This is a genomic window from Nocardia albiluteola (assembly GCF_018860155.1).
Taxonomy (GTDB): Bacteria; Actinomycetota; Actinomycetes; order Mycobacteriales; family Mycobacteriaceae; genus Nocardia; species Nocardia albiluteola.
In genome coordinates, this window is record NZ_JAHKNI010000015.1 from 58,095 (window position 1) to 85,094 (window position 27,000).

The 27,000-nt window shown below is 69.1% G+C and carries 24 protein-coding genes and 2 tRNA genes; 13 read left to right on the top strand and 13 right to left on the bottom strand.

The features are described from left to right. The first annotated feature begins 3 nt into the window (after nt 1-3). Together KO481_RS34135 and KO481_RS34140 are read left to right on the top strand one after the other, a co-directional pair. On the top strand, nt 4-237 hold the full coding sequence (locus tag KO481_RS34135) for a hypothetical protein (RefSeq protein ID WP_215922634.1): 234 nt from the start codon (nt 4-6) through the stop codon (nt 235-237). Nucleotides 238-355: 118 nt separating this feature from the next. Continuing rightward, complete coding sequence (locus tag KO481_RS34140; protein WP_215922635.1) at nt 356-1,171, top strand: class I SAM-dependent methyltransferase; 816 nt, start codon at nt 356-358, stop codon at nt 1,169-1,171. A 100-nt stretch (nt 1,172-1,271) separates the two neighbouring features. Here the strand turns inward: KO481_RS34140 and KO481_RS43610 are convergent, their stop codons facing one another. Continuing rightward, nucleotides 1,272-2,372, bottom strand: a complete 1,101-nt coding sequence (locus KO481_RS43610) for a hypothetical protein (protein WP_245401923.1) — start codon at nt 2,370-2,372, stop codon at nt 1,272-1,274. 122 nt (nt 2,373-2,494) lie between these two features. Here KO481_RS43610 and KO481_RS34150 point away from each other — a divergent pair, with 122 nt between their 5' ends. Both KO481_RS34150 and KO481_RS34155 read left to right on the top strand, forming a co-directional pair. Next, on the top strand, nt 2,495-2,857 hold the full coding sequence (locus KO481_RS34150; RefSeq protein WP_215922636.1) for an ArsR/SmtB family transcription factor: 363 nt from the start codon (nt 2,495-2,497) through the stop codon (nt 2,855-2,857). Between the two features lie 141 nt (nt 2,858-2,998). Beyond that, a complete protein-coding gene (locus tag KO481_RS34155; RefSeq protein WP_215922637.1) occupies nt 2,999-3,163 on the top strand; it encodes a hypothetical protein in 165 nt (54 codons plus the stop codon). A 148-nt stretch (nt 3,164-3,311) separates the two neighbouring features. On the opposite strand, the gene KO481_RS34160 is transcribed toward KO481_RS34155, so the two are convergent. Continuing rightward, nucleotides 3,312-4,214 (bottom strand): LysR family transcriptional regulator, encoded by a 903-nt coding sequence (locus tag KO481_RS34160; protein ID WP_215922638.1) that lies wholly within the window; start codon nt 4,212-4,214, stop codon nt 3,312-3,314. Between the two features lie 109 nt (nt 4,215-4,323). Here KO481_RS34160 and KO481_RS34165 point away from each other — a divergent pair, with 109 nt between their 5' ends. From KO481_RS34165 to KO481_RS34185, 5 genes are all read left to right on the top strand, one after another. Continuing rightward, nucleotides 4,324-5,526: a CaiB/BaiF CoA transferase family protein gene (locus KO481_RS34165; protein ID WP_215922639.1), complete on the top strand. Its 1,203-nt coding sequence runs from the start codon at nt 4,324-4,326 to the stop codon at nt 5,524-5,526. Beyond that, nucleotides 5,523-6,308: an enoyl-CoA hydratase/isomerase family protein gene (locus KO481_RS34170; RefSeq protein ID WP_215922640.1), complete on the top strand. Its 786-nt coding sequence runs from the start codon at nt 5,523-5,525 to the stop codon at nt 6,306-6,308. Before KO481_RS34165 ends, KO481_RS34170 begins: the two co-directional genes overlap by 4 nt. A 15-nt stretch (nt 6,309-6,323) precedes the next feature. Continuing rightward, complete coding sequence (locus KO481_RS34175; RefSeq protein ID WP_215922641.1) at nt 6,324-7,484, top strand: acyl-CoA dehydrogenase family protein; 1,161 nt, start codon at nt 6,324-6,326, stop codon at nt 7,482-7,484. Between the two features lie 2 nt (nt 7,485-7,486). After that, nucleotides 7,487-8,548 carry an acyl-CoA dehydrogenase family protein gene (locus KO481_RS34180; protein WP_215922642.1) on the top strand — a complete coding sequence of 354 codons (1,062 nt, stop codon included), beginning with the start codon at nt 7,487-7,489 and terminating at the stop codon, nt 8,546-8,548. 287 nt (nt 8,549-8,835) lie between these two features. Beyond that, nucleotides 8,836-9,486 (top strand): arsenate reductase ArsC, encoded by a 651-nt coding sequence (locus tag KO481_RS34185; protein ID WP_215922764.1) that lies wholly within the window; start codon nt 8,836-8,838, stop codon nt 9,484-9,486. Nucleotides 9,487-9,574: 88 nt separating this feature from the next. On the opposite strand, the gene KO481_RS34190 is transcribed toward KO481_RS34185, so the two are convergent. The 4 genes from KO481_RS34190 to KO481_RS34205 all read right to left on the bottom strand — a co-directional run bounded on the left by KO481_RS34190 (nt 9,575) and on the right by KO481_RS34205 (nt 15,684). Further along, nucleotides 9,575-11,035 carry a PepSY-associated TM helix domain-containing protein gene (locus KO481_RS34190; RefSeq protein WP_308166878.1) on the bottom strand — a complete coding sequence of 487 codons (1,461 nt, stop codon included), beginning with the start codon at nt 11,033-11,035 and terminating at the stop codon, nt 9,575-9,577. 405 nt (nt 11,036-11,440) lie between these two features. Then, nucleotides 11,441-11,878, bottom strand: coding sequence for a hypothetical protein (locus KO481_RS34195; RefSeq protein WP_245401924.1), 438 nt, complete (start codon nt 11,876-11,878; stop codon nt 11,441-11,443). Nucleotides 11,879-12,170: 292 nt separating this feature from the next. Further along, nucleotides 12,171-13,829 (bottom strand): acyl-CoA synthetase, encoded by a 1,659-nt coding sequence (locus tag KO481_RS34200; RefSeq protein WP_215922643.1) that lies wholly within the window; start codon nt 13,827-13,829, stop codon nt 12,171-12,173. A 202-nt stretch (nt 13,830-14,031) separates the two neighbouring features. Beyond that, nucleotides 14,032-15,684 (bottom strand): acyl-CoA synthetase, encoded by a 1,653-nt coding sequence (locus KO481_RS34205; protein ID WP_215922644.1) that lies wholly within the window; start codon nt 15,682-15,684, stop codon nt 14,032-14,034. Between the two features lie 164 nt (nt 15,685-15,848). Here KO481_RS34205 and KO481_RS34210 point away from each other — a divergent pair, with 164 nt between their 5' ends. From KO481_RS34210 to KO481_RS34220, 3 genes are all read left to right on the top strand, one after another. Next, complete coding sequence (locus KO481_RS34210; RefSeq protein ID WP_308166879.1) at nt 15,849-16,529, top strand: RodZ family helix-turn-helix domain-containing protein; 681 nt, start codon at nt 15,849-15,851, stop codon at nt 16,527-16,529. Nucleotides 16,530-16,831: 302 nt separating this feature from the next. Then, nucleotides 16,832-17,692 (top strand): chorismate transformation FkbO/Hyg5 family protein, encoded by an 861-nt coding sequence (locus KO481_RS34215; protein ID WP_215922645.1) that lies wholly within the window; start codon nt 16,832-16,834, stop codon nt 17,690-17,692. Continuing rightward, nucleotides 17,689-18,621, top strand: coding sequence for an AMP-binding protein (locus KO481_RS34220; protein WP_215922646.1), 933 nt, complete (start codon nt 17,689-17,691; stop codon nt 18,619-18,621). Before KO481_RS34215 ends, KO481_RS34220 begins: the two co-directional genes overlap by 4 nt. Nucleotides 18,622-18,649: 28 nt before the next feature. Here KO481_RS34220 and KO481_RS34225 read toward each other — a convergent pair. The 4 genes from KO481_RS34225 to KO481_RS34240 form a co-directional block, all read right to left on the bottom strand. Continuing rightward, a tRNA-OTHER gene (locus KO481_RS34225) sits at nt 18,650-18,720 on the bottom strand. A gap of 81 nt (nt 18,721-18,801) precedes the next feature. Continuing rightward, a tRNA-OTHER gene (locus tag KO481_RS34230) sits at nt 18,802-18,874 on the bottom strand. A gap of 47 nt (nt 18,875-18,921) precedes the next feature. Continuing rightward, nucleotides 18,922-20,145: an acyl-CoA dehydrogenase family protein gene (locus tag KO481_RS34235; RefSeq protein ID WP_215922647.1), complete on the bottom strand. Its 1,224-nt coding sequence runs from the start codon at nt 20,143-20,145 to the stop codon at nt 18,922-18,924. Nucleotides 20,146-20,214: 69 nt separating this feature from the next. Next, the gene (locus tag KO481_RS34240) at nt 20,215-21,600 is read right to left on the bottom strand and encodes an acyl-CoA dehydrogenase family protein (RefSeq protein ID WP_215922648.1); all 1,386 of its coding nucleotides are present in this window, start codon (nt 21,598-21,600) and stop codon (nt 20,215-20,217) included. A 731-nt stretch (nt 21,601-22,331) separates the two neighbouring features. Between KO481_RS34240 and KO481_RS34245 the strand changes: the two genes are divergently transcribed. Beyond that, complete coding sequence (locus KO481_RS34245) at nt 22,332-23,654, top strand: alpha/beta fold hydrolase (protein WP_215922649.1); 1,323 nt, start codon at nt 22,332-22,334, stop codon at nt 23,652-23,654. Between the two features lie 15 nt (nt 23,655-23,669). On the opposite strand, the gene KO481_RS34250 is transcribed toward KO481_RS34245, so the two are convergent. From KO481_RS34250 to KO481_RS34260, 3 genes are all read right to left on the bottom strand, one after another. Beyond that, nucleotides 23,670-25,100, bottom strand: coding sequence for a glycosyltransferase family 39 protein (locus KO481_RS34250; protein ID WP_215922650.1), 1,431 nt, complete (start codon nt 25,098-25,100; stop codon nt 23,670-23,672). A gap of 98 nt (nt 25,101-25,198) precedes the next feature. Then, the gene (gene hisN / locus KO481_RS34255; protein WP_215922651.1) at nt 25,199-26,065 is read right to left on the bottom strand and encodes a histidinol-phosphatase; all 867 of its coding nucleotides are present in this window, start codon (nt 26,063-26,065) and stop codon (nt 25,199-25,201) included. A gap of 69 nt (nt 26,066-26,134) precedes the next feature. Next, entirely contained in the window at nt 26,135-26,944 is an 810-nt protein-coding gene (locus KO481_RS34260) for an SDR family oxidoreductase (protein WP_215922652.1), read from the bottom strand. Nucleotides 26,945-27,000: the final 56 nt, after the last annotated feature.

Below are 27,000 nucleotides of genomic sequence, written 5' to 3' on the forward strand. Positions count from 1 at the left end.
GTAATGCTTTTCGACATCCGCACTATTGTCGGGGCGCTCATGGGGCTGTACGGAATCGTGCTGATCATCGTCGGGGCGATGAAGCACAGCGCGGCGGATCTGGCCCGCAGCGGTGGGTGGAACGTCAACCTGTGGTCGGGAGTCGCGATGGCGGTTCTCGGGGTGGGGTTCCTGGTGTGGGTTCGGTTGCGGCCCACCCAGATTCCGCCGTCCCAGCCGATCGATTCGGCCGAGTAGACCGCGCCCTCTCGTAGATCCGCACCCGCTCCGGCCGTCCGGAGCGGGTGCGGCTATGTCGGGGGCCGGTGTGCCGGTCGCCGTCGTGGTGGCCGATCCCTGAGTACTGTCTGGAGACGTGAACGACACCGGACTCGTCGGAGTGCAGAAGACCCTCAGCCCCGTCCTGCGGGCCAAGGCGCTGGACAACCGGTTACCGGACCCGATCCTCGGTGACACCTGGGCCGAGCAGGCGATGCGCCGCCTCGACCCGGGGTACGACCGCCGCAGATTCGGCACCAGTCAGCTGGGCCTGGCCGCCGTGGTGCGCGCCAAGGTCCACGACGACTGGGCCCGGAGCTTCCTGGCCGAACACCCCGACGCGGTGGTGCTGCACCTGGGCTGCGGGCTCGACGCTCGGGTGTTCCGGATCGACCCGCCCGCCACCGTCGACTGGTTCGACCTCGACTACCCCGACATAGTCGAACTGCGGCAACAGTTTCTGCCGTCCCGCGAGCACTACACCCTCATCGGCTCCAGCGTCACCGACCTGACCTGGCTGGACCGCATTCCCCGCGGCCGTCCGGTGCTGATGGTCGCCGAGGGACTGGTGCCCTACCTGACCGAGGCCGACCTTCGGCGGCTGCTGACCGGCATCGTCGAGGCCTTCCCCAGCGGGGGGATCCAGTTCGACACGGTCGCGGTCTGGGCGTGGCGCACCTCGAAATGGGATCCGACGTTGCGCCGATACGGCACCCAGTTCCATTGCGGCTTCGACGATCCGGCCGCGCTGGCCCAGTGGCACCCGCGCCTCGAGTTCGTCGACGAGGCCCCGATGAACGACTCGCCGCTGTTGATGGCCAAGGCGCCCGCGAACACGCGCCGTATCTTCCGCCTGCTGAATCTGCTGCCGGGTATGGCACGGTCCACCCGCATCGTGCGGTTCCGCTTCTGATTCCCCGAGGGCCGACACCGCGAATGCGGTCACTGCGCGATGCGATTGCGGCATCGAGGAATCCGCGCCAGGTGCGGGGCGGAGACCGCGTCGACGTCCGTCAGATGATGCCGAATGCGACGAGTATGCCGATGATCAGCAGGACGCCGGCCGTTATCAGGTTGGCGCCCTTGTCGATCCACGCGCCGCGCAGCTGGTAACCGGCCAGGGTGCCGAGCATCGTCAGACCGACGATGGTGCCGATAGTGACCAGGGAGAACACGAGCAGCGTGCCGAGGGCGGCGGCGAGACCCGCGGCGCTGGCGGCCAGGAAGACCGGAAGGATCGTCAGGTCGGGGGAGGCGGCGGCGCCGAAGGGGACCGCGAACGCCAGGAATCGTGCTGTGCGACTGCGGTTGTCGGCGTATTCCGGGGCGTTGGCGATGGCGTCGTTCGCGTGGGAATGCGTGTGGGCACCGGCTCCGGTGCGCCCGGCGTCATGGCCGTGATCGTGGTCGTGGGTATGCCGCGCAGGGGTACTCGTCGCGACTGCGAGCGTGGCCGCCGCGTGCTCCGGCGTGTGGTCGTGGGCGCCATCGTGGCTGTGCCCGTGGGTGTGGACCTGTTCGCCATCGTCGTCGTGCCCATGGTTGTGGGTGTGCCCGTGGTCATGTGAGTGGTCGTGGGTGTGCCCGCCGGCGTGAGCGTGTTCATGATCGTGCGAATGCTGGAGTGCGGTGCTCGTGGCGACCGTAAGCGGTTCAGCCGCAGCCCGAGTCGCGTGGTCGTGAGCCTTCTCGTTGTCGTGGCCATGTCCGTGATGGTGATTGTGCGAATGGCCTCGGCCATGTGCGTGCCCGTGCCCGTGTCCGTGGCTGTGCCCCCCGTTTTCGTCGTGGCTGTGGCCATGACCGCGGCCCAGCAGTTCCAGCACAAGGAAGATCGCTCCGGTGGCCAGCAGTACCCCGCCGACGATCAGGTTCTCGTGGCGCTCGACGGTGGAGCGGAATTGCAGGCCGACGCCGATGATGATCGCGCCCAGCAGCAGCGAGAAGCCGACGTGCGCCAGGCCCGCGAGTCCGGACAGTCGCAGCACCCGGCGCAGCGGATAGCGCTGGGTGCGGGCGATGACCGACAGCGGGACCCAGTGGTCGGGCAGGACGGCATGACCGAAGCCGACGCCGGCCGCGGCGGCGAGCAGAGCGGGTGCGGTGAAACTCATGTTCGGAAATATACTCTCATCTTCACTGATGTGAAGATGAGAACATGAATGGTTGACACACCGGGTTGTGAACCGCCGGGTGTCACACTGGGTGGGCGACTGCGACAGAAGGACGGCGATCGATGACCATCAGCAGGGCAACCGAACGAACCACCTCGGCTGGACATGCCGAGCGGTTGACCGAGGCGCAGGTGGGCGAGGCCGTGCAGATGCTGTCGATGCTCGCCGAGCCCACCCGGCTGCGCCTGCTGTGGGCCCTGCGCGAGGAGGAACTCGGCGTCACCGCGCTGGCCGAGGCCGCCGGCTGCAGCCCCACCGCCGCCAGCCAGCACCTGTCTAAACTGCGCCTGGTCGGCCTCGTGCAGCAGCGCGCCGACGGTCGGGCGCGCCTGTATCGGCTCTCGGGTGGCCACGTCCTGCGGCTGCTCTCCGAGGCCCTGGCTCAGGCCGAGCACACCGTCTCGAACCTGCCGCAGCACGGCTGACCTCCCGCTCGAGCGGCGGAACAGGTCACGCGGGGTCAGTCCGCGAACATCTGCGCGGCCATGCGCCGCGAGTTCTCGACGGCGCCGAAACCGCGCGTGAGCATGACCGCCTGGTAGTCGCCCACGGCCTCGGTCGGCGTCTTGTCGCCCCGGGCGGCGCCGGGCACCCCGCTGCCCGAACAGTTGCGCCGCTATGCGCTGGAGGCGTTGCATAATCCGGACGGGATCCGCCTGCTGGCCTCGAACGGGCTCGAATACGTCCGGGATCCGGCCGCGCCGACCGAATTGTCCTCGGGCGCCGGATAATTCGCCGACTGATGGCCGCGGCCATGGCGCCGACCACGCTGCCGCAGGTCATCGAGGGCGCGTGCGGCGCCGGCGCGGCCGGGCCGGGGATCCGAGGTCGCGGCACCCGTCGAGGCCCGGGACTGACTCGCGATCCGGCGGGGCTGATCTACCTGCCGGGGCGGCGGCGCTCGATGAGGTCCAGCACCCGCCGCACGGCCTCGTCGGGTGTATCGGCGAGATGTATTGCGGCAATGCGCGTTTCGAGGTAGGGCGAGCTGTCTCGGAGGGGGACGAAGCGGATGGCCGGCATGGGCTGCTCGGCGAGCTGTTCGGGGACCAGGCTGATGCAGCTGCCCGAGGCCACGTAACTGATCAGGCCCTGGAGGTCGTCGGCGTGGCCGCGGATGCGGGGCGCGAAACCGGCCTCCTGGCAGGCGAGCGCGAGTTGTTCGGACAGGGCGGGCAGGGTCTGCGCGCCGACGCCGACGAAGCTCTCCCCGGACAGCTCGCGCAGGTGGACCGACTCGCGATGCGCGAGGCGATGCCCGCGCGGCAGCGCCGCGATCAGGCGCTCGGTGACGGCGTGGTGGACCGCGAGCCCGTCGGGATTGCGCAGCGGCGTCCGGACGAACGCCAGGTCCAGAATCCGGGTGCGCACCAGGTCGGCGAGGGTGATCGAGGAGTCCTGCCGCAGATGCAGCCACAGGCCGGGGAGCTCCTCGGCGATCCAACCGAGCACGGTGGGCAGGTATCGATAGCCCAGGCTGTTGATGAATCCGACCCGCAGCTCGCCCTCCAGCCCGGCCGCGATGCGCCGGGCCCGCTCGGTGGCCGCGGCATGCAGGTCGAGCATCTGCTGGGCGTCGCGGGCGAAGGCCTGTCCGGCGGGCGTGAGCCGGATGCCGCGCCCGGTCCGGTCCAGCAGGGTGACGCCGAGCCCCCGCTCGAGCCGCGCGATCGCCTGGCTGAGCGGCGGCTGGCTCATCGACAGCCGGTCCGCGGCCCGGCCGAAATGCTTCTCCTGGGCCAGCACCACGAACTGCTCCAACATGCGCTGCGTGAAGTCCACCGCCGGATTATATGGCAGAGCATATATAAACCCGGACCAAATAATATTGGACGATATCGTGTGTCGGCGGTTTCCTGGAATGGACATACTCGGTTCAAGGAGATGCGCAATGCGACAACAGAATTCGGCCGGACCGCTGGCCGGGGTCCGGGTCATCGAGCTGGGCAGCGTGATCATGGCCCCGTACGCCGCCCAGCAGCTCGGCGACCTGGGGGCGGACGTCATCAAGGTGGAGCCGCCGCAGGGGGATATGACGCGCGAATATCACCCGCAGCGCCATCCGGGGATGGGCGCCTTCGCGCTGAACCTCAACCGCAACAAGCGAAGTGCCGCCATCGATCTGAAGGCTCCGCACGGCCGCGACGCGCTCCTGGCCCTGCTGCGCACCGCGGATGTGCTGATCACCAATGTCCGGCCCCAGGCCCTCGCGCGGCTGCGGCTGAGCTATGCCGATGTCGCCCAGCACAATCCGGATCTCATCTACGCCAGCGCACAGGGATTCCGCGCCGATTCCGCGTGGGGCACGCACGCCGCCTACGACGACATCATCCAGGGCGTCACCGGATTGGTGTCGCTGAACCAGCAGGTGACGGGCCGGCCCTACTTCCTGCCGACCGTCCTGGTGGACAAGGTGTGCGGGCTGCAGATCGCGCAGGCGGTGCTCGCGGCCCTGCATCACCGTGCCCGGGGCGGGTCCGGTCAGCACATCGAGGTGCCGATGGCCGATACGATGCTCGCGTTCAATCTGGTGGAGCATCTGTTCGGGGCGACCCTTCAGGACGAGGGCGAGCCCGGAACATTCGGCTACACAAGGATTCTCACGCCCCAGCGGACCGCGCAGCGCACCGCCGATGGGTGGATGTGCATCCTGCCGGCGACCGACGCGCACTGGAGCGCGTTCTTCGGCTTCGCCGGGCGGGGTGAGCTCGCCGCCGATCCGAGGTTCCGGACCGTGGTCGACCGGGCGGAGCACGTCGACGAACTCACCACGCTCGCAGCGGAACTGACCCCGCTGCACACCACCGCCGAATGGCAGGAATTCTGCGATTCGGTGAGCATTCCGGCCGGACCCGTCCTGGACCTGGAGGCGGCCACGGCCACCGAGTACGCCCGCGCGGGCGGGCTGCTGGTGCAGGCCGAACACCCCACCGAGGGCGCCTACCGGGTGATCGGCCAGCCGGTCCGGTATTCGGCCACTCCGCCGCCGCAGGTCCGGCACTGCCCGACCATCGGGCAGCACACTGAACAGGTCCTGCGCGAGGTCGGATTCGATCCCGCGCTACTACACCAGGAATCGAGGGCCACAGCATGACCGCACACCAGCCGCTGACGGTCGAGTGGCGCGACAACGGCGTCGTCGTGGTGACATTCACCAATCCCGCCAAGCGCAATCCGATGTCCGCCGAGCTCACCGCGCACTGGTCCGAGGCCATGCGCGAGCTACGCGGCGCCGCCGAGCTACGCGCGGTGGTCGTCACCGGGGCGGGACCGGCCTTCTGCTCCGGCGCGGACCTGGGCGAGCTCGGCGGTACCGCGGACGCCGACCTGATGGGCGCCCGCGCCCACCTGTCGGAGTTCTATCGCACCTGGCTCAGCATCCGAAACCTGCCGGTGCCCACCATCGCCGCGGTCAACGGGCATGCGATCGGCGCGGGCCTGGCCCTGGCGCTGGCCTGCGATCTGCGCTACGTCGTGCCCACGGCCCGCCTCGGCGTCCCGTTCGTGCAGCTGGGCCTGCACGCCGGAATGGCCACCACCGCACTGCTTCCCGAGGCCGTGGGCATGCAGCGGGCCCGCGAGCTGCTGTTCACCGGCCGGGTGATCAGCGGCGCGGAGGCGGTTGAGCTCGGCATCGCGCTGCCCGCGGGCGAATCGGTGCTGGACACCGCGCTGGACACCGCCGCGCAGATCGCCGGTGCGGCGCCGATCGCGGTGCGCCTGACCAAGACCGCGCTGGCGGCCGGGCAGCCGAGCGTCGAGCAGGCCCTGGCCTGGGAGGCGCTGGCCCAGCCCGTTACCACCCAGACCGCCGATTTCACCGAGGGCATCACCGCGCGCCGGGAGCACCGCCGGCCGCACTTCCTCGGCCGATGAAGGAGTGAGATGCACATGACGTCAACAGCATTCGACTTTCCCGCGGTCGAACTGCCCGCCTCCGCGCAGACCCTGCGCGCGCAGGTGCGGGAGTTCCTGTCCGCCGAACGCGCCCGCGGCACCGTGCTGGGCCGCGCCGACTCCTGGTTCACCGGTTGGGATCCCGCGTTCACCCGGCGCCTGGCCGAGCGCGGCTGGATCGGTATGGCGCTGCCGAAGCAGTACGGCGGGCACGAGCGCGGCGCCCTGGACAGGTACGTCGTGATCGAGGAGCTGCTGTCCGCCGGCGCGCCGGTCGGGGCGCACTGGGTTGCGGATCGTCAAGCGGGACCGTCGATTTTGCGTCACGGCACCGAGGAACAGCGCCGGTTCTACCTGCCCGCGATCAGCGAGGGCCGCTGCTTCTTCTCGATCGGCATGAGTGAGGAGCACGCCGGATCCGATCTGGCGGCGGTGCGGACCCGGGCCGAGCGCATTCCCGGAGGCTGGCGCCTGACCGGGACCAAGCGCTGGACCGGCGGAGCGCACGTCAACGATTACGCAATCGTGCTGGCGCGCACGGATTCCGATGCCGCGGACCGGCACGCCGGGCTGAGTCAGTTCATCGTCGATCTGCGTGCGCCGGGTGTGCGCATCGAACCGATCCGGCTGCTGTCCGGCGAGCACACCTTCAATTTCTTTCATCTCCAGGACGTCGAGGTCGGCGAGAACGCGCTGCTGGGCAGGGAGGGCGAGGGCTGGCAGCAGGTCACCGGGGAGCTGGCGTGGGAGCGCAGCGGACCCGAGCGCTTCCTGTCCACGGTGGCCTTGCTGATCTCCGCGCTGGGGTGCCTTGCGGATACGGCGGTAACCGCCGAGCAGCAGGCCGGGGTGGGCCGCCTCGTCGGCCGGCTGTCCGCGCTGCGGCAGATGTCGCTCGGGGTGGCCGCGGCGTTGCAGGCCGGGCGGTCGCCCGATGTGCAGGCCGCGCTGGTCAAGGATCTGGGCACCCGGTTCGAGGGCGATCTGGTGAACGCGGTGCGCACGATCGTGCCCGCCGTGCCGGATCCCGGCGCCACGCCCGGAACCTATCCCGAGCTGCTGGCCTTCGCCATCATGCACAGCCCCGCCTACACCCTGCGCGGGGGCACCAACGAGATCCTGCGCGGCATCATCACCCGCGGTATGGAGGACTGATCATGACCGACACCGTGACGCTCACCGAGTTGGCCACCGAGGACATCGTGGCAAATCCAGTCGATTCCGCACCGCGGGTCTGGAAGGCGTTGGCGGGCAAGCTTCCCCCGCTCGACGCCACGACCACCGCCCTGGCCGATTTCGTGCGCGAGGCCGGTCGCTCGGCGGTGCCCGGGCCGATTGCCGAGACGCTGCTGGTCGCCAGGCCCTTGCTCGCAACGGGATTCGTCGTCCCGGACGGGCCGCTGACGTACGCGGCCGGGGGGCTGCGCGTGCGCTACGCCCATCCGGACGCCGACAGCCGCGTCGGCCCCTTCGGCGCGGCCGGCACCGATCGCACGCTGCGGGTGAGCGGGGTGCTGGCGCGTGTTCCGTGGGCGCGCACCGCCGCCGAGGTGGTTGTGCTCACCCGGGCGCCGCTGGGGCCGGTGCTGCTGCGCCTGGATCCGGCCCGTGCGGTGCTGCAGCCCGGGGTCAATATCGCGGGCGAGCCGCGAGATACGCTCGTGCTCAACGATATCGAGATCCCCTCGGATCGCGTGCGACCGATCGACGCGGAGGTCCTGGCCGAGGCGCGCACGCGCGCGGCGCTGGCCCGGGCAGCGCTGATGGCGGGCGCGGCCCAGCGCTGCGTTGAACTCACCGTGCGGCACACCACCACCCGGCACCAGTTCGGCCGCGCCCTGCGCGACTTTCAGGCCGTGAAGCAGGAGGAGGCCAAGCTCATCGAGGAGACCGCGCTGGTGAGCGCGGCCGTCGCGGCGGCGGCCACCGCGCTCGACAACGACGGTGCGGCAGCGCAATTCGCGGCCGCCGTCGCCAAGGCACAGGCCTCCGAATCCGCGGCCGAGATCACCCGCATCGGGCACCAGCTGCACGGCGCGATCGGATTCACCGAACTCACGCCGCTGCGGCTGGCCACCATGCGGCTGTGGTCGTGGCGGGACGAGGACGGCGACGAGACCGAGTGGGCCCGGTATCTGGGCGAGCGTGCGCTGCGTGCGGGCGCGGACGGGTTCTGGTCGCTGATCACCACGCCGGGCGGCGGGGTTACGCTGTCGTGACAGGGGAACCGTCGGGCGGATCGTAATCGGTTGCGTGATATGTCATTCGGTGCGGCGTAGTCGATGTGTCCGGATTGACCCGTTCGATCCGAGATCCGGGAAAAGTTCTCTGCGCTAAGGTCTTTCGAACATCGCAGCGTATCGCGGGTTTCGCGCCCGGTACGCTGCGGTGTCGTCTCCGAGTCCGATGAGATTTCATCTCTAGTTCGGTTGCCGTGAAGGGGCGGTAGTGCAACGCTGCCTATGTGTCCACGCCCGAGCGGACGAACCGGGCCGGGTATGCAGAGATCACCCCGGCATACCGACTCCTCGACATCGTGCACGGCACGGCGCTGGCCCGTGCCGAGCGCCGGCTGTGCCGTGAGTTCACGATCCTGTTCGACGCCAATACGATTCACGAGTTTCTCCACGACGCCTATCGGGAGATCGGCGGCCGCTCATCGGTGCAGCTCTACCTCCCGGTGCTGGCCGAGCGCTTCGCCAGGCAGCGATTACACGCGCGGGCCAAGGTCGAGGGCCGGATCGAGCACGGGATACCGGTGGTGCTGTTCCTGTGCACGTTCAATGCCGGGCGCTCGCAGATGGCGCTGGGATACTTCGAGCACTACGCCCAGGATCGGGCCATGGCGTGGTCGGGCGGCTCGGAGCCGAGCGGTTCGCTGAATCCGGCCGCGGTGGCCGTCATGGCGGAGGTCGGCATCGACATCTCCCACGAGTTTCCCAAGGCCTGGACCGACGAGATCATCCGTGCCGCCGACGTCATCATCACCATGGGCTGCGGCGATGTGTGCCCGATCGCGCCGGGAATCCGGTACGAGGACTGGATCGTGGAGGATCCGGCCGGGCTGACGGTGGAGGAGGTGCGGCCGATCCGCGAGGATATCCGCCGCCGCGTGATCGACCTGCTGATCAGCATGGACGTGCGGTCGCCCGCCTAGGCCACGCAACCGGCAACCGCGGAGCGACCGGCCGCGGCGGCGGGATCCGCGCCCGGCGTCGGCCGCGGATCCCACCGGACGCGGCGGGTCAGGCCGCGGCGCGGCGGCGGGCGAATCCGAGCGCGACGTCCACCGCGAGGAAGCCCAGCAGGCTGACCCCGAGCACCGGTGCGAACCAACCGACCAGTACCGTGACGGCGGTGAGCAGCGCGAGTGCGGGCATCGGGAGACGGCGCAGCGTGCCGCGGCGCGGGGCGGCTCCCACCGCGAATCGGCCGGCGCGGCTGGGGCGGCGGCGCCACCACATCAGATAGCCGCGGCCGATGACGGTGACCAGCGCGAGCATCGTCACCAGCAGCAGCACCTGGTTGGCGAGGCCGAACATCATGCCCATGTGCAGCTGGATGCCCCAGTTGGCGAGCTTCGCCATCAGCGGCCAGTCCGCGAAACGTACGGTGTCGACGACGCCGCCGGTGCGGCCGTCGATCGCGATCGAGTCCTGGGCGAGCTGACCGGAGATGCGACGCTGCTTGACGGCGTAGGCGGTGTCGTCCGTGGCCGGGACGGTGATCTCGACCGCGCCGTCGACCGCGTGCGCGCGTGCGACGGCGAATACTCGGTCCACCTCCGCCGCACGCGTCCGCGGATCCGGATTACCGTGCCGCGGGGCGTTCGAGCCCGGCGCGGGCATGTCCATCCCGGGCATTGCCGAACCCGCCTGTCGCGCAGCGGATGCCGTCAGTGCGGTGTGTGCCGTCGGTGTGGTCCAGCTCAGTGCCGCGCGCACCGTGTCCACGTGCGCCCCGGCATAGGTCGACCACGTCATGCCGGTGGCCGAGAGGAACAGCAGTGGCAGCAGGAGCCACATCCCTACGGTCGCATGCCAATTCATCGTCCGGAGTCGGCCCGTACGGTGACGATCCGGCCAGAGCAGGCGGCGCGCGATGCCAGGAGCACGCCGGGCGCGGCTGACCCACACCGCGACCCCGGCCAGCGCGACGACCCACAGCCATGACGCGGCAGCCTCGCTGTAGAGCCGCCCCGCCTGGCCCAGATGCAGGTTCCGGTGCAACTGATCGATCCAGGTTCGCAACGGCAGCGACCCTGAACTGCCGTACACCACAGTGGTTCCCACCGGACGCGCGGTCACAGGATCCACGAATACCGCGCGCTGCTCGGACTCGCCCAGCGACGGATCAGTGAACAGCACCCGGGTGGTGTCGCCCGCGCGCTGGGCCGGATCGACCGCCGCCAGTGCGAGTTTCGGCTCGGTGGCCACCCCGGCGGCCACCTGATCCGACAGCGGTCGCACCGTCCCGGTCGAATTCACATGCAACAGACTGTGATTCACGACCTGCTCCAGCGTCGGCGCGATGGCATACAGCGCGCCGGTGAGAGCGGCGATCAGAATGAACGGTGCGACGAACACCCCGGCATAGAAGTGCAGTCGCATCGCCAACGCGAACAGGCCGTTTCGCGTCTCGGATCTGTCGGGTGCGGGTGGCGGTGCGGGCTCGGTGGCGGTTTCGGATTGTTCGGTAGTGCTCACGATCGGTATCCCTTGCGATGGTCGGCACCCGTGGGATTGCGCCGCGGTGTGGGTGAATCCTGTTCGCGCGGCTGCGTCCGCCCCTCATGTGCGGACGCAGTCGCGCGCCGACCGGCCTGCGGCGATCCGACCACGGCTCAGCGCCGTAGGCTTCGGTCCGCCCGGTCCCACCTGGATGGGCTTACGGATCGCCCGGCTCCACCGGGCATCGATATGTACCGGGGGAACAAGCCCGTCGATGATGCGCCGCAGCGCTTCACATCCGGCGAGTGTCGCGATACACCGGATAGCTCCGGCAATACAGGATTCACCCGTCGGCACCGTGACCGACGACCGTCCGGCAGAACGGTCACGACCTGCGCACATGCACGAAAGACCTTCGTGCACACGGGTGTAAAGGTGAATTCAGACTCCGGCAGGGGCGGGCGGGCCGCGGGTATGGCAGGGATCGGCGGCGAGAATACGCTGAATGACGCTGTCGCGGTGCGTGATACGCAACGACGGCGGGCCGGGAATCGCAGGCGCCCGCAAGAGTAGCGGTAGCATCCGCGCCATGGCCGCGGCCAGAATCCCGTACGCGGCCTCGGCGCCCCGAATGACAACGGCGGCGGCGAGAGCGGCAACCGTATGCGCGGCCAGCATCGCCGGAGTCCACATCGAGGCGTGACCGGGCATCGCGGCCATGTCGACCGACATGACGGCGTGGCCGAGCAGTTGCCCGCCGATGAGAGCGGAGATCAGACCGACCCTCGTCGTACGCAGGGGCCCCACGCCGGTTACCAGCGCTCCCACCACCGCGCAGGCAGCCACCAGCAGTAGCAGGGTGTGGGATCGCAGTGGCATATTGCCCGCCGCCCAACCGTGCGCCGCGATCGCCAGCGCCCCGGATACCGATCCCGTCGATGCGCCACGCAGCTGTGCGGTTGCGGTAGCCCTCGAATCGGCAGTCCGAGGCGACCTCGCGGCGCCTCGTGATCCGGACGCGCGCTGTGTCCCGGCGAAGCCGGCTGCGCCCGCCCTGCGGCACGGTCGTGCCGACGCGCTCACGCGGGGCGCGTTGCCGGGGACGATGATCACCCGCCGATGATAACCGAGCGGATGCCACGAATTTTCGAGCGTGGCATCCGCTCGGGACTCACTCGGTGGGGACGTCCATCTCCACCAGTGGTTTACGCAACAACTTCCCGGTGGCGTTGCGCGGCAGCTTGTCGAGGAAGATCACCTCGCGCGGCACCTTGTACCGGGCCAGGTTGGCCTTGACGTAGTCCTTGATCTCCTGCACGTCGCGCGCCGAGTCGGGACCGGGAACGACGATGGCGCGCAGGCGCTTTCCGAATTCGCGATCGGCCACGCCGACCACCGCGGCCTCGAGCACGTCCGCGCGCTGGGCGATCAGATGCTCGACCTCCTGGGGAAAGACGTTCTCGCCGCCGGAGACGATCATGTCGTCGTCGCGGCCGTCGATGAACAGCAGGCCGTGCTCGTCGAAGTGGCCGACATCACCGCTGGACATCATGCCGTCCACGGTTTCCTTGGTGCGGCCGTCGGTGTAGCCCTTGAACGAATGCGCGCTCTCGATGAAGATCGTGCCGGTCACGTTCGGCCGGGTGATCCGCGTGCGGTTCCCGTCGTACAGGGCCAGCCGGATGCCGACCGGCGGCCGACCCGCGGTGTTGGGTGCGATGCGCAGGTCCTGCGGCGTGGCCACGGTGATCAGCGCGCATTCGGTGGAGCCGTACACGTTGTAGAGCACGTCGCCGAAGTAGTCGAGGCTGCGGGTGACGACGTCCGGCGGGATCGCCGAGCCCGCCGCGAAAATCATCTCGAGCGACGACATGTCGTACTTGGCAAGGGTTTCCGCGGGCAGATCCAGCATGCGCTGCAGCATCGTGGGCACCACGACGAGCGAGCGCGCCCCGTATCGGGCGATATTGGCCAGCGTGGCCTCGGGATCGAAACGCCGCTGCTGGAAGATCATCCGGTTGCCCAGCGCCAGTCCGAGGGTGAACTGTGAGAGTCCGGTGGCGTGGAACACCGGCGCGGCGACCACCATGGAACCGTTGCGCGGCAATGGAATCCGATCCAGGAACTGCGCGGAGATGAACGGGCTCACCTTCTCCCGCGGCGCCCCCTTCGGCGTTCCGGTGGTTCCGCTGGTGAGAATGACCGTGCCGCCGGGCTTTTCGGGCGCGGGCACGGCGGCGGGCGACTGCCCCGCCATCAGCGAATCCAGCGTCGGAATCGCCGGGTCCACGCCGTCCTTCTCGTCCACCCAGGTCAGGATGCGGGGGATCTCGGCCGGGATCGCGCTCATCAGCTCGACGAATTCGCTGTCGTGCAGGATCGCCTTGGCGCCCTCCCGCGCGGCCACGTCGGCCAGCTGTGGTTTGGCGAAGCCGGTGTTCATCAGCACTGCGCGCACGCCGAGCTTGCCGGTCGCGGCCAGGCTCAGCACCATGCCGCGATGGTCGCGGGCCAGCACCGCGATCACGTCGCCCTGGCCCAGTCCGCGGGCGGCCAGGCCGCGGGCGAGCCGGTTGGACTGCTCGTTGATCTCGCCGAACGTCATCTCACCGCGCTCGTCGAGGATGGCGGCGGAGTCGGCGCTGGTCTTGGCCGCGTGCATGATCACACCGGCGAACGGGCCGTATTTGCCCACGTTGAGCGCCGAGCTCAGGGCATGGTCCGGGCGCAGCGGATTGAACAGTCCGCGCTTGACCATCGCGTTGACGCTCAGGGCGAGGTCCTGTGCCTTGCGGACCGCAGTGCTGGCCGACGGAAGGGCAGCTGACATGGGTTACAACCTTCCGCGATCGCCTGACCAGGGCCGGGCGGATCGCAACATCGAGATCCAGTGCGGGTGCTAACACTAGCAAGCATGCCTACTCGGAAGTAGCCCGAGTCTCTGTAACCGACGGTACCTGCAAGATTGCCGGGCCCACTCTGTGATCTTGTACCACCTCAGCGCATATCGGGCCTGTGATTGTGCACGATGTCTACTCGGGGAGCTTGTATTCCATCAGTTCGCGGCGCAGTAGCTTGCCGGTCGCGTTGCGGGGCAGGTCGTCGAGGAAGATCACCTCGCGTGGCACCTTGTAGCGGGCCAGATTGCCCTTGACGTACGCCTTGATCTCCTCGGCGTCGGGATTGGCGCCCGGCTCGGCGACGATGAACGCCCGCAGCCGCTTGCCGTATTCCACGTCGTCCACCCCGACGACCGCCGCGTCGAAGATGTCGGGCCGGGCGAGCAGCAGATTCTCCACCTCCAGCGGGAAGACGTTCTCCCCGCCGGAGACGATCATGTCGTCGTCGCGGCCGTCGATGAACAGCAGGCCGTGCTCGTCGAAATGCCCGACGTCGCCGGAGGACATGTAGCCGTCGATGATCTGCTTGTGCCGCCCGTCGGTATAGCCCTCGAAGGGCGCGCCGGACCGGATGAAGATGCGGCCGGTGACATTCCGGTCGTGGATGCGGCGGCCCTCGTCGTCGAACAGTACGACCTCGCAGGTCACCGGGGCCCGGCCCGCGGTGCCGGGTGCCAGCGCCAGATCCTGCGGCTGGGCCACCGTCGCGACCGCGCATTCGGTCGATCCGTAGAGGTTGTAGAGGGTGTGGCCGAAGGCCTCGGTGGCGCGGACGGTGAGCTCGGGCGACAGCGCTGAACCGGCGAGCACGATCGACTTCAGCGAGCTCAGATCGTATTGCGCGCGGATCGCCGGATCCAGTTCGACCATGCGGTGCAGCATCGTCGGCACTGCCACCAGCAACTGCACCCGGTGCTCGGCGATCTTGCGGAGGGTGTCCTCGGCGTTGAACCGGCGCGTCGTGATGACGGTATTGCCCAGCGCGACGGCGATCAGCCAGGTGGCCTGGCCCGTGCTGTGGAAGATCGGCGAGACGATCATCATCGTGCCCTGGCGCGGGAACGGGATCCGGTCGGCGACCTGCACGGTCGCCATCGGCGATATCCGGCCGCGCGGGGCGCCCTTGGGTAGGCCCGTGGTGCCGCTGGTCAGGATCACGAATCCGCCGACCCGCTCGGGCAACGGCAGCTCGGTGACCGGGTTGGTCGCGATCAGCTCCTCGATTGTCGTTGCGCCCGAGGGCACTTCGTGGCCCTCGTCGACCCAGGTCAGCACCCGGGGCAGGTCGCTCGGCAGGGCGTCGAGCAGCCCGATGAACTCGCTGTCGTGCAGCACCGCGCGGACGTTCTCGCGCTCACAGACCTGGGCGAACTGCGGTTTGGCGAAACCGGTGTTCATCAGGGCCAACCGCGCGCCCGCCTTGCCGGCCGCGGCCATCGCCAGCAGCAGCCCGTGGTGGTCGCGAGCCAGGATGGCGATCACCGTGCCGGGGGTGATGCCCATGTTCTGCAGACCGCGGGCCAGTGCCGTGGACTGCTCGTCGAGTTCGCGATAGGTCAGCGAGACGCGCTCGTCGACCACGGCGACCCTGTCGGGCCAGACCCGCGCCGCGTGCCGGACCGCGGTGGCCTGCGACCCCAGTACCGCGCCCTCCTTGGCCGTGCGCAGCGTCTCCTGCAGATTGCGCGGATCGATCAGCCCGCGCTCGCGCAGCACATTGACCCCGCGAATCGTCTCGACGGTGTGGATTACCTTGCGCTGTACCTGCTCCAGAACCGAGACCACCTCGACCACCTCCACGAGATCAACAGACCGGTGGTCTGGACGGTAGCAGGGAAAATCTGACGCCGGATACGGAAATCCGGCCAATTCGCCGGACGTCGTGCCGCTCGGCGGACCCGCCGGGCGCGGCCGGATTCACCGGGTGCGGCCGCGGGTACTGCCCTAGGGTGATCAACACGCGTATTGCCGCCTTGACCGCTTTGCTGCTGCTGGTTGCGGGATGCTCCACGGCCACGAACCAGCAGCAGCGCCCCGACCCCGCCACCACGCCCGTGCCGTCGTCGTCCGCGATGCCGACGACGGCGGCGGGCAGCGCTCCGGCGCGCGGGGCGAGCTATGCCGACGTGCTCGCCTGGGTGCAGGCGGGGCGCGCGGCCGATGCCGAGCAATTCCGCACCGCCAAGGCGCCGGACGGCACCGCCACCACGCTGCACAAGGATGTCGCGTTCAACAGCCCGACCGGAAAGATCAAGTGCATCACCGACTTCGACGACTCCGTGCCTGGGTTGTCCTGCCTGGTCGAGCTGAAGAATCCGCCGAGCAAGCCCGCGGGCAACGACGAGGGCGAATTCATCGCGGGCTGGATCTATTACACGGGCACGCAGGCCACCGTCGGCTCGCTGCACGGTGACCCGGGGCCGTTCGTGCGCGGCTACGGCAATCAGCTTGCGTACGGATCCCGGGTCAGCGCAGGCGATTACATCTGCCGCATGGACACCGCCGGGCTGTTCTGCGTGAACCGATCGACGCGATCGGCTGTCGCACTGAGCGATGCGGGTGTCGTGCCCTTCGGCTGTCTCCGAAGGCAGACGCCCACACAGGATATCGGGGAGCTTTACGGATGCTGACGCCGCGGAAGCATGTTACATCGAATGGTGTCATGTTACGCTGACCGGCGTCATATCGCGAGGATCTTCCCCGCCGATCAGCCACCGGCATCCGATCCTGCGCGGTGGTTCGACCTGCGCGAAATATAGGAAGTCTCATGCGTAACCGGCAGTTCGGTGGCAGTGTGCGAGGTCTGTGGTCCGATCTGGTTCCGGGAGTGGTGTATTCGGAATCGGCGAGCGCGGAACCCGGAAATATCTTGGGGCGCATCAGTTTTGCAACCGGACCGGCTGCCCCCGATATGGTCGATGGTGCGCCGCACATGACCGCACATGTCGCGACCTGGATCGACCATGTGGCCGAAGAGATTTGGCGAACCACGCTACCGGTGCGCAGCGGTGTGGTCGGTGACGCGGTCTTCGCCGAGGACGGCGAGTATCTCTTCTACGCCGCACGCCTGGGGCCGGAGCCGGTGTATCGGGCGCCGGTGCGCGAGCTGTACGAATCCGCGCTGCGGTTCGCCTGGGAACACGGCTACACCGACCTGGTCCGGATGTGGAACTTCGTCGGCGGCATCGGCGGCGCCAATGCGCAGGGCATCGGGATCTATCCGGACTTCTGTGCCGGGCGGGCCGAGGCGCTCGCCGTGTGGGGGGAGCAGTTCCCGGGCGTGCCCGCCGCGGACGGGATCGGCACGCTCACTGCGGGAGTCGATCTCTGCTATCTCGCCACCAAACCGGGCCGGACCATTCAGGTGGATACTCCACCACAACCACCGGCCCGCGAAAACCGTTGGCGCCGTGAGCCGCAGCGGCGCAGCAGCGCGCGCGCCACCTACCTCAGGGAGCACGGCGCGGGCAGCCTGTTCGTCTCGGGTACCGCCGGCCTGGTCGGCGAGAACGCCGTGCACGCGGACGACATCGCGCGCCAGACCGTGCAGACCCTGCGCGACATCGATACGCTCGTCGGTGACTACAACCTGAGCCGGTACGGGCTGGACGGCGACGGGTACGCCCTGCGGAACATGGATCAGGTCAAGGTCTATGTGCGCGACAGCAGGCACGTTCCCGTTGTCCGCGACATCTGTTCGCTGGTGTTTCCGGCCGATTCCGAGGTCGTGTACTTCAATGTCGATGTCTCCCGGGCGGATCTACTGGTGGAGATCGAAGGGGTATGCCGGTGATCGGCGTACCCGCCGATGCGCCCGCCGCACCGTCGGAACCCGCGGGCACCGGCAACCTGGCCGGATGGCTGGAGGATCTGGCGCGCGGTTCCGGCTGGCTCGAGCGGACCGCATATATCCAAGGTGCACACCGCTTCACGTACGGTGAGCTCTACGATCAGGTCTGCCGGAGAGCGGAAGCGCTACGGAGGCTGGGTGTTTCGCGTGGGTCCCGGGTGCTGCTGGCGCTGCCCGACGGAATCGACTTCGTGACGACATTTCTCGCCGTTCTGCGCATCGGTGGGGTGGCGATTCCGGTCGACGAACAGGACTCCGACGGCGAACTGCGCGATGCCGAGCGGGCCGCCGAGGCAACGCTGGTGGTCGCCGGAGTCGCGGTTCGCGAGGCGTTCGAGGGCCACACCGTGACGTTGCGGGATCTGGGGGATCCGGGTGAGCGAATCGACGGGGACGCGGGCCCGGAACCGATGGCGGCGGACGACCCGGCCTTCGCGGTGGTAACGGCCGGCGCCGCCGGGTCGCGGCGACTGCGTTTCCATTCACACGGCGCCGCGGCGCGGGTCGATCGGGCGACCGAGGACATCCTGGCGGTGAGCGAGGGGGAGGTCTGCTACAGCGCCGCGCCCATGCATCTCGAGTACGGCCTGGGCAATGCGGTGCTGCTGCCGCTGCGGCGCGGCGCCGCGGCGGTGCTCACGCCGCAGCGCCCGGACGAGGGGCTCGCCCTGTCGATCGTGCTCCTGCATCGGGTCGGCGTGTTCTGTGCCGAGCCGGTTTTCTACGCCCGCATGCTGACCCACCCCCATGCCGGTCGGCTGAGCCGGCTGCGCCTGGCGCTGGTCGTCGGCGAGAAGCTGCCGCTGTCGCTGGCCGAGCGGCTGCGCCGCATGCTCGGGCGGCGCCTGGTGGACCTGTTCGAGATCGGCTGACCGACCGACGCTTCCGAGACGTTGTGGGCCGTGAAGGCAGGAATCGAACCCGCGTCCTCCCACTCGATCTGGGAGCTCTACCAGCTGAGCTACTCCACGGCAGAAAAACTATATCTCGTGTCGCACAACGGTTTTCCAGGTTTCGCCGATCCCCTCGGAGTCGGCCGCGGAACTACGGGGCCGAGGAGGCAGGAATCGAACCCGCGGCCGCCCAATTGAATCGTGGGTGCTCTACCGGCTGAGCTACTCCCCGGCCGCGGATACGATATCCTACCTCGCCCAATGCCTTCCGTGCGTGGACTACTTCAGCTTGTCGCTGGTCAGCCCCAGCACCCGGCGGGCGACGATGAGCTGCTGGATCTGCTGGGTGCCCTCGAAGATGTCCAGGATTTTGGAGTCGCGGCCCCACTTCTCCAGCAGGGTGCGCTGGGAGTAGCCCACCGCACCGGCCAGCTCGACCGCCTTCAGCGTCACGTCGGTGCCCATGCGGCCCGCCTTGGCCTTGGACATCGACGCCTCGAGGGAGTTGGGCTTCTTGTTGTCGGCCATCCAGCCCGCACGCAGCGACAGCAGGTAGGCGGCCTCCCAATCGGCCTCCAGGCGAAGGAATTCCGCGGCGGCGGCGGACTGGTTGTTGGCCGGGACGTCGTAGGAGATCTCCACACCGGCCTCGACGAGGATGGTGCGCAGCTCCTCGAGGGCGGCGCGGCCGACGCCGACGGCCATCGCGGCGACCAGCGGGCGGGTGTTGTCGAAGGTCTGCATGACCCCGGCAAAGCCCTTCTCCACGTTGACCTCGGGGCTGCCAAGGATGTTGTCCTTGGGAATCCGGCAGTCCTCGAGCCGCAGCTCGGCGGTGTCGGAGGCCTTGATGCCGAGCTTGTGCTCGAGCCGGGTGACGGTGAGGCCCTTGGCATCCCGCGGCACCACGAACGACTTGATGGCCGCGCGGCCCTTGCTCTTGTCGACCGTGGCCCACACCACGATGTGGGTAGCGCGCGAGCCCGCGGTGACGAAGATCTTGGTGCCGTTGAGCACCCACTCGTCGCCGTCCAGGACCGCGGTGGTGGTGACCGCGGCCGAATCGGAGCCGAAGGACGGCTCGGTGATGGCCATCGCGGCCCACACCTTGCCGAACCGCTCGAGCTGCTCGTCGGTGGCCACCGCCGCGATCGCGGCGTTGCCGAGGCCCTGGTAGGGGATCGAGAGCATCAGGCCCACGTCGCCCCAGGAGGTCTCGAGGGCATTCAGCAGCGCGGACATGTTGCCGCCGTTGGAATTTCCGAGGAGCTCGGTCGCGTGGACGTCGCCCTCGGCCTTGCGGCCGCCGGTGGCCCCGGAGATGTCCTGGGTGCCGGAATCGGCCAGGCCCTCCACCATGGCGGCCATGGTGTCCAGCTCGACCGGGTAGTCGTGTTCGGCGAGATCGTATTTGCGCGAGGCCGGGCGGAAGATCTCCGCGGCGACCTGGTGGGCCTGGTTCGCGCTGGCCCGCAGCTTCTTGGGAAGTTCGAGATTGATCATGGCATTGGCTCCGTCAAAGGTCTTGGGGCATCGAGGTCTTGGGTCTTCGGGAGTGGGGCGGGCCCCACGTCAGACCAGCACCACACCCTCGGCGACTCCGATGGCCCGCAGGTCGCGGTACCAGCGTTCGACCGGGTGTTCCTTGGTGAAGCCGTGGCCGCCGAGCAGCTGCACGCCGTCCAGGCCGATCTGCATGCCCTTGTCGGTGGCCAGCTTCTTGGCCAGCGCGGCCTCGCGGGCGAACGACAGGCCCTGCTCGGCGCGCGAGGCACCGCGCAGCGTCACCAGCCGCGTGCCGTCGAGCTCGATCGCCATATTGGCGACCATGAACGCGACCGCCTGCCGGTGCGAGATCGGCTCGCCGAACGCCTCGCGCTCGTTCACGTACGGAATCACGTAGTCCAGCACGGCCTGGCCGGTGCCCACCGCGAGGGAGGCCCAGCCCAGCCGGCCCAGGCGCACCGCGTCGGCGTAATCCTCGGCGCGCTGTGCCGAATCGCCGTCGCCGAGAAGGGCTTCGGTGGGCACGGCGACATTGTCCAGGAGCAGCCGGCCCAGGCCTGCCGCGCGCAGGCCCATGCTCGGATCGGCCTCGATTACCACGCCGGGGGTGTCGGATTCGACGACGAACAGCGCCGGGCGACCGTCGAGTTCGGCGCCCACGATGAACAATTCGGCGTCGCCCGCGGCCGGGACCAGGCTCTTGACGCCGTTGAGGCGGTAGCCGCTGGGGGAGCGGGTGGCCTTGGTCTGCAGCGCGAACGGGTCGAACAGCGCGCGGGGCTCGCTGATGACGACGCTGGACTGCGGCACGTTCTCGCCGGTGAACGCGCCCAGATACGTCTTCTGCTGCGCGTCGGTGCCCCACTGCGACAGTGCGACCGCGACGCCCGAGGGCGCCAGGATCGGCAGCGCCAGGCCCATGTCGCCGTGCGCCAGCGCCTCGGCCACAAGGGAATTGGTGACCGCGCCGCGCTCGGAGGCCGCACCCTCGAGCTCCTCGGGCACGTTGATCAGCGTGATGCCCAGCTCGGCGGCGCGCTCGAGCAGATCGCGCGGGGCCTTGGCGGTGCCGTCGGCGTCGTGCGCGGCCGGGCGCAGGATCTCCGCGGCGAAATCGCGCACCGTCTCGACGATCATCTGCTGCTCGTCGGAGGGGGTGAGATCGAAGTAGTCCTTGCGGCGAGACTCGTTGGACGGCAGGCGCTGGGGCTTGCCGCCGCCGGAAACCTTGGCGAACGCGCGAGTCGCGGCGCCCAGGGTGCGGAAACCGGTCTTGGTGCTCTCGTACGTGATGCGGTCGATGGGGCCCCGCAGGTTGTACTTCTCGGCCAGTTCCGAGCCCGTGATGGTCGACATGACCCGCATGGCCGCGCCCATCCAGTCGCGCTTGACCGGGTTCAGGCCGACGGCCGAATCCGGACGTCGCCTCGTTGCGGTGTCTCGAGTGCTCATAGTCACCAGTCTTCTCGGTGGGGTGGGGGTGATCGGGTCGTTCCCAGCATCTTACTTTCGAGTAAGTCTATCTTACTCCAGAGTAAGAATGTCGTCGAGCCGCAGTTGATTCGTCGCGATCTGCGACGGAGGGGGAGGAACGCAGCGGCGAGCCTGGGTCCGCCCGAACTGGCGGTGCGCCCTGGGGTGGCTGCATATCTGTCGGTGGCGGGGCGGTGCGGCCCCGGCGACAGCGCGATGTGCGGCACGGGGAAGGGGGGCGCGCGGCGGTCGGCTACCCGCTGCCCGACGGCGATGATCTTTCGCCACAGCACCGCGGCAGCGAACTTCGGGCCGGACGAACCGCTCGGAGGCAAGGTCGTTTACCCATGGATAGGCGTACCTCCGCATTCGCTCCGGCCATGCGCGGTTTTGGACGGTTTCGCCGACGGCGCCCATCAGGTGGGTGAACATCTCGACCGGTACGCCCGCGCAGCGAAGCACGGCCCGGCGGAATTCGCGGCGATCCGATACGGTTTTCGGAGAATGGGCTGCGCGGAGGGCGAATTCGGTTGCTGGTGAGACTTATCCGATGGGTGGCATGGGCCGCGGTGCTCGTCGTTGCGGCGGGGATCCCTGGGGCGGCACGGGATTCGGCGCCCGATCCGCAATGGTTCGCTCATCAACGGCCGCAATGGAAATCGTGCGGTATCGACGATATGGACAGTGCCGGTGGGCAATGCGCCCGCATCATGGTTCCACTCGACTACGCACACCCCCTCGGCAACGCCGTGCCCGTGGCGATTTCGCGGGTTCCGGCGACCGATCCGGCGCACCGGCGCGGCGTGTTGTTCGCGAATCCCGGCGGCCCGGGCGCGAGCGGGCTGGACACGATGGATCTGCTCGGCGATGTGCTGAGCCCGGATGTGCGGGCGCACTACGACCTGATCGGATTCGATCCGCGCGGCGTCGGCGCGTCCGTGCATGCGGGCAGCTGCGGCTGGCCGGTCGGCGAAATGGTGCGGTCGGCCGGATCGACCCTCGAGGGCTTCCTGCAGGATTCGGGGGTCGCGGGGCGCATGGCGGTCGGCTGCCTGCGCGACGATGCCTCCCGGACGCGGCAATTCACCACCCGCAATACGGCCCGGGACATGGATGTCGTGCGAATGGTGCTGGGGGAGCCGCGAATCAGCTACTACGGCGTTTCGTACGGCACCTACCTGGGTGAGGTGTACGCACAGATGTTTCCCACCCACAGCGATCACCTGGTGCTCGACAGCGTCATCGATCCGGACCGGTACTGGGAAGGGACGGTGGAAGATTGGGGCCCGGCCGACGAGGCGGCCCTGGACGACTGGGCGCGATGGGCCGCGACCCAGGACGGCACATACCATTTCGGCGCGACCCCGGCCGCCGTCCGGGCGACGATTCAGAAATTGCTGGCCGACGCCGCCGGTCACTCGATCATCATCGACGAGCTCGAGCTCGACGATCACTGGCTGCCGTTCATCCTGCACAACGAGCTCGACAACGTCCATCTGAACCGGACGCTGGCCGGCATCGTCCGCGAAATCGCAGACGACGCAACGGGTCCACCCGTCCACGCCCGCTCACAACAGCTGAAGGCGATGCTCACCGCACTGCGAGACGGCGAGGATTCCGTGTTGGCCGAGATCACCTGCGGCGACGCGTCCGCGCCGCGGGACCCTGCCTGGTACTGGGAGAAGATCCAGGCGTCCCGTTCGACCCAGCCCGTCTTCGGCGCGCTCGCGGAAAATATTCAACCGTGCGCGTTCTGGCCCGAGCCCGTGGAACCCAAGACGCGCGTGCGCAATTCGGTACCAGCGCTGATCCTGGGGGCCACGGGCGATCCGCGCACGCCGTACGAATACGCGACGCGGCTGCACCGGGACATGTCCGCCTCGCGCCTGGTCACCCTGCAGGACGTCCGCATCCACATGACGTTCCGGCCCGATCTCAGCACCTGCGTCGATGATGCGATCAACAGCTATCTGTCCGGGGGCGGCCTGCCCGACCGGGATATGGTGTGTCGCGCCGACAAAGCGCCGCAATAGATTTCGCGGCGCATCTCAACCCAGGTGCTCGAGATGCGGCCAGAGGAACGACCACGAATAGCCCGGAGCGCACACGAACAGGGGGGCGTGCTGTTCGTGGTTGTGCAGGCCCAGGCCGTTGTCCAGCCGCCCCGCCGGGGTGAGGGTGCTGCATATCCGGTGTAGCTGCGCCACGTTGGTGATGCCGACGGTGAGCACCGGAGCCGAGCCCGGGGGCGGTCCCCACCACCAGTACGAATTGTGGCCGCTGTACGGGGTGGGCAGGTGGTAAGGGCCGCCGAAGCGCTCGATGGCGGCCGCCTCGCCGTAGTTGTCGGTGAGCAGCTGGGCCTGCGGGGCGAATCGTGCCCGGGCGGCGGCGATCTGGCGGACATAGGTGGGCCAGCCGATGGTCTCGACCGCATCGGAATTGATCGCCAGCAGTATGCCGTTGCGCTGCACGGTAGTCGGCACGACGGGCAGGAACAGCACCGCCGAGACCGCGGCGTTCAGCGCGAGCGCGGCCGCCACCGCCGCCCACCAGCGCCGGTGTTCGCCCAGCCAGCGCGCGACCGGAACCGCACCGGCCGCCAACAGGATCGGATACATGCTGCCCAGGTAGTAGGCTTTGGCGGTGGTGACCAGATACACCACGACGAGCAGCGCGTAACTCACCGCGAAAGCCCGGTAGCGGCGTTCGCGCCACAGCCGCCACAGCCCGAATCCCCACAGCGGCACCGACAACGGCCCCATCAGCCCGAACTGCAGCGCCGCGAACTGGGGCCTGGTATTCGAGGTGCCCGAGGAGCCGCCCGCGATCGCCCGGCCCATCGTCAGCTGTGGCCACCCGTTGTGCGCTTGCCACCACAGATTCGGCAGCCAGATCGCCACCGCGATCGCGACGGCCGCGGCAAAGTACCAGGTGGCGAACGCCTTTCGCGGCCCGGTCAGCAGCAGTCCGGCCACCAGCGTGACCACCGGAAAGATCAGCAGCGTCTTGTTCTGCAGCCCGAGGCCGACCAGCGCCCCGACCGCGAGCCACCAGCGATAGTCCGCCCGCTCGCGCACCAGGCGCATGACCACCAGCGTGACGAGCGCGAAGAACGCGAGATCGAACACCTCCGTGTTGAGTGTGTGCCCGGCCCCCATGAGCAGCGCCGCCGAGGCCGTCGTCCCTGCCGCCAGCGCCCGCGCCCCGCGCCCGCCGCCCATCTCGCGCGCCATCAGTCCCGCGCACACGACGACCACCGTCGCCGCGATGATCGCCGGAATCCGCAGCAGCACCAGCGAATCCGGATCGATGGCCGCCATCGCCCGCGCCAGCATCGGCGTCAGCGGCGGCTGGTCCGGATACCCCCAACTCGGGTGCCGCCCCGCCGCCAGGAAATACATCTCGTCCCGGTGATACCCGTACCGATCCGCGAACGCGCCCAGCGTCACCGCGAAAACACCGGCAATCCACCACATCCCACCACCCTTGCATTCCAACCCCGCCTGGCCCAGGGGTTTACGAGGATGCACGCACCGGCGGTCCTGACAACGCGGTGAACATGGGGACTCCGGCGTTACCCCCGCAGGCGGGACAGGACCTGCTCGTGGATCAGGCCATTGGTCGCCACGGCACTGCCGGAGTGCGGGCCGGGGGTGCCGTCCAGGGCGGTGAACGCGCCGCCGGCCTCGCGGACCAGGATGTCCAGCGGGGCCAGGTCCCAGAGCGAGACCTCCGGTTCGGTGGCGATGTCGACCGCGCCCTCGGCCAGCAGGCAGTAGCTGAAGAAGTCGCCGTATCCGCGGGTGCGCCACACCTCGTCGGTGAGCCCGATCAGCTGATCGCGCAGCCCCAGATCGCGCCAGCCGGACAGGCTGGAGATCGCCAGGCTGGCCGAGGCGAGATCGGGCACGGCGGACACCGAAATCGCCTGCGGCTCGGCCGCTTCCACGCTCATCCAGGCACCGGAACCGGCTCCGGCCCACCAGCGCCGGGCCAGCGCGGGCGCGCTGACCACGCCGACGACCGGAACGCCGTCCTGCAGCAGTGCGATCAGCGTCGCCCAGATCGGCACCCCGCGAACAAAGTTCTTGGTGCCGTCGATCGGGTCGATCACCCACTGCCGGCCGGCGAATTCGGGGTGGCCGCCGAACTCCTCGCCCAGCACCGCATCCTCCGGGCAGTACCGCCCCAGCGTCGCGCGCAGCGCCTTCTCGACCGCCAGGTCCGCATCGGAGACCGGTGTCAGGTCCGGCTTGCTGTCGACCTTCAGATCCAGCGCGCCGAAGCGGGCGCGGGTGATCGCGTCGGCCTCGGCGGCCAGGCGCAGGGCCAGATCGAGATCGGTCGCGAGATCCGGGGCCGGATCGTCGGGGCGCACGGCGGGATCCGGATCTGCGGGCGGGCGAAGGTCGGAATTCCACTCGTCGGAGGGGTCGGTCATTGATGTGACAATACCGCCGCCGGAATCCGGACCGATCGGGCGATGCCGGCCCGGCCGCCGTGCGCCATGTCAGCTCTGCGGAATGCTCCAGACCGCGGGCCAGTCCGTGCCGCGCAGCGCCGCGTCCATGCCCCCGTCGCAGAAGATCACCGACCCGACGATGAACGACGCGCGCTCGGACAGCAGGAAGGCCACCAGGTCGGCGACCTCCTCGGGCCGCCCGGCCCGGCCCACCGGGGTGGCGGCCACGAACTGCTTCATCGCCTCCCCGACGCGCGGGTCGTCCTGGCCCTCCCGGGTCATCGGGGTGTCGATCACGCCCGGGGCGATCGCGTTGAGGCGGATGCCCTCGCGGATGTACTCGGCCGATTTCGTGCGTGCGTACCAGGCCAGGGCGGCCTTGGTCGCCGGGTAGGCGTGCACGGAGGCCAGCTCGCCGAGCGAGTGCGCCAGCTCGCGGGCGGCGTCCTCCTGTCCGGCCAGGCACGCCTGCGCCAGCTCGACCGGCCAATTCGGCTGGACCGTCGTTGAATTCGACGCCACCAGGATCACCGCGGCCGACTCGGACGCGCGCAGCAGCGGCCGCACCCCCTCGAGCACGGCGATCGCGCCGAAGTAGTTGACCGAGACGACCAGCTCACCCGGGCGGCCCTGCGCCGGGGCCACGCCGGCGAACGGCAGGAACCCATCGAGCACGCCCTCGCTCAGGCGGGTGATCTCCGCGACGGCGTGCGCTCGCCCCTGCGCGGTGCTCAGATCGGCGGTGACCTCGGCATTGCGCAGGTCGACCCCGATCACCCGGTGCCCGGCCTTGCTCAGCTGCTCGGCGACCGCCGCGCCGATCCCCGACGCGCTGCCCGTCACTGCGATGACACTCACGACTTCGCCTCGCTGGCGCTCGGCTCCGTCGTGCGTGTCGCACGCAGGCTCATTTT

What these genes read in the sequence shown, in the direction of transcription:
- KO481_RS34135 (WP_215922634.1), top strand. Translation starts at nt 4, where the DNA reads ATGCTTTTCGACATCCGCACTATTGTCGGGGCGCTCATGGGGCTGTAC.
- KO481_RS43610 (WP_245401923.1), bottom strand. Translation starts at nt 2,372, where the DNA reads ATGAGTTTCACCGCACCCGCTCTGCTCGCCGCCGCGGCCGGCGTCGGC.
- KO481_RS34150 (WP_215922636.1), top strand. Translation starts at nt 2,495, where the DNA reads ATGACCATCAGCAGGGCAACCGAACGAACCACCTCGGCTGGACATGCC.
- KO481_RS34165 (WP_215922639.1), top strand. Translation starts at nt 4,324, where the DNA reads ATGCGACAACAGAATTCGGCCGGACCGCTGGCCGGGGTCCGGGTCATC.
- KO481_RS34170 (WP_215922640.1), top strand. Translation starts at nt 5,523, where the DNA reads ATGACCGCACACCAGCCGCTGACGGTCGAGTGGCGCGACAACGGCGTC.
- KO481_RS34175 (WP_215922641.1), top strand. Translation starts at nt 6,324, where the DNA reads ATGACGTCAACAGCATTCGACTTTCCCGCGGTCGAACTGCCCGCCTCC.
- KO481_RS34180 (WP_215922642.1), top strand. Translation starts at nt 7,487, where the DNA reads ATGACCGACACCGTGACGCTCACCGAGTTGGCCACCGAGGACATCGTG.
- KO481_RS34195 (WP_245401924.1), bottom strand. Translation starts at nt 11,878, where the DNA reads ATGCCACTGCGATCCCACACCCTGCTACTGCTGGTGGCTGCCTGCGCG.
- KO481_RS34200 (WP_215922643.1), bottom strand. Translation starts at nt 13,829, where the DNA reads ATGTCAGCTGCCCTTCCGTCGGCCAGCACTGCGGTCCGCAAGGCACAG.
- KO481_RS34215 (WP_215922645.1), top strand. Translation starts at nt 16,832, where the DNA reads ATGACCGCACATGTCGCGACCTGGATCGACCATGTGGCCGAAGAGATT.
- KO481_RS34235 (WP_215922647.1), bottom strand. Translation starts at nt 20,145, where the DNA reads ATGATCAATCTCGAACTTCCCAAGAAGCTGCGGGCCAGCGCGAACCAG.
- KO481_RS34240 (WP_215922648.1), bottom strand. Translation starts at nt 21,600, where the DNA reads ATGAGCACTCGAGACACCGCAACGAGGCGACGTCCGGATTCGGCCGTC.
- KO481_RS34245 (WP_215922649.1), top strand. Translation starts at nt 22,332, where the DNA reads ATGGTTCCACTCGACTACGCACACCCCCTCGGCAACGCCGTGCCCGTG.
- KO481_RS34250 (WP_215922650.1), bottom strand. Translation starts at nt 25,100, where the DNA reads ATGTGGTGGATTGCCGGTGTTTTCGCGGTGACGCTGGGCGCGTTCGCG.
- hisN (WP_215922651.1), bottom strand. Translation starts at nt 26,065, where the DNA reads ATGACCGACCCCTCCGACGAGTGGAATTCCGACCTTCGCCCGCCCGCA.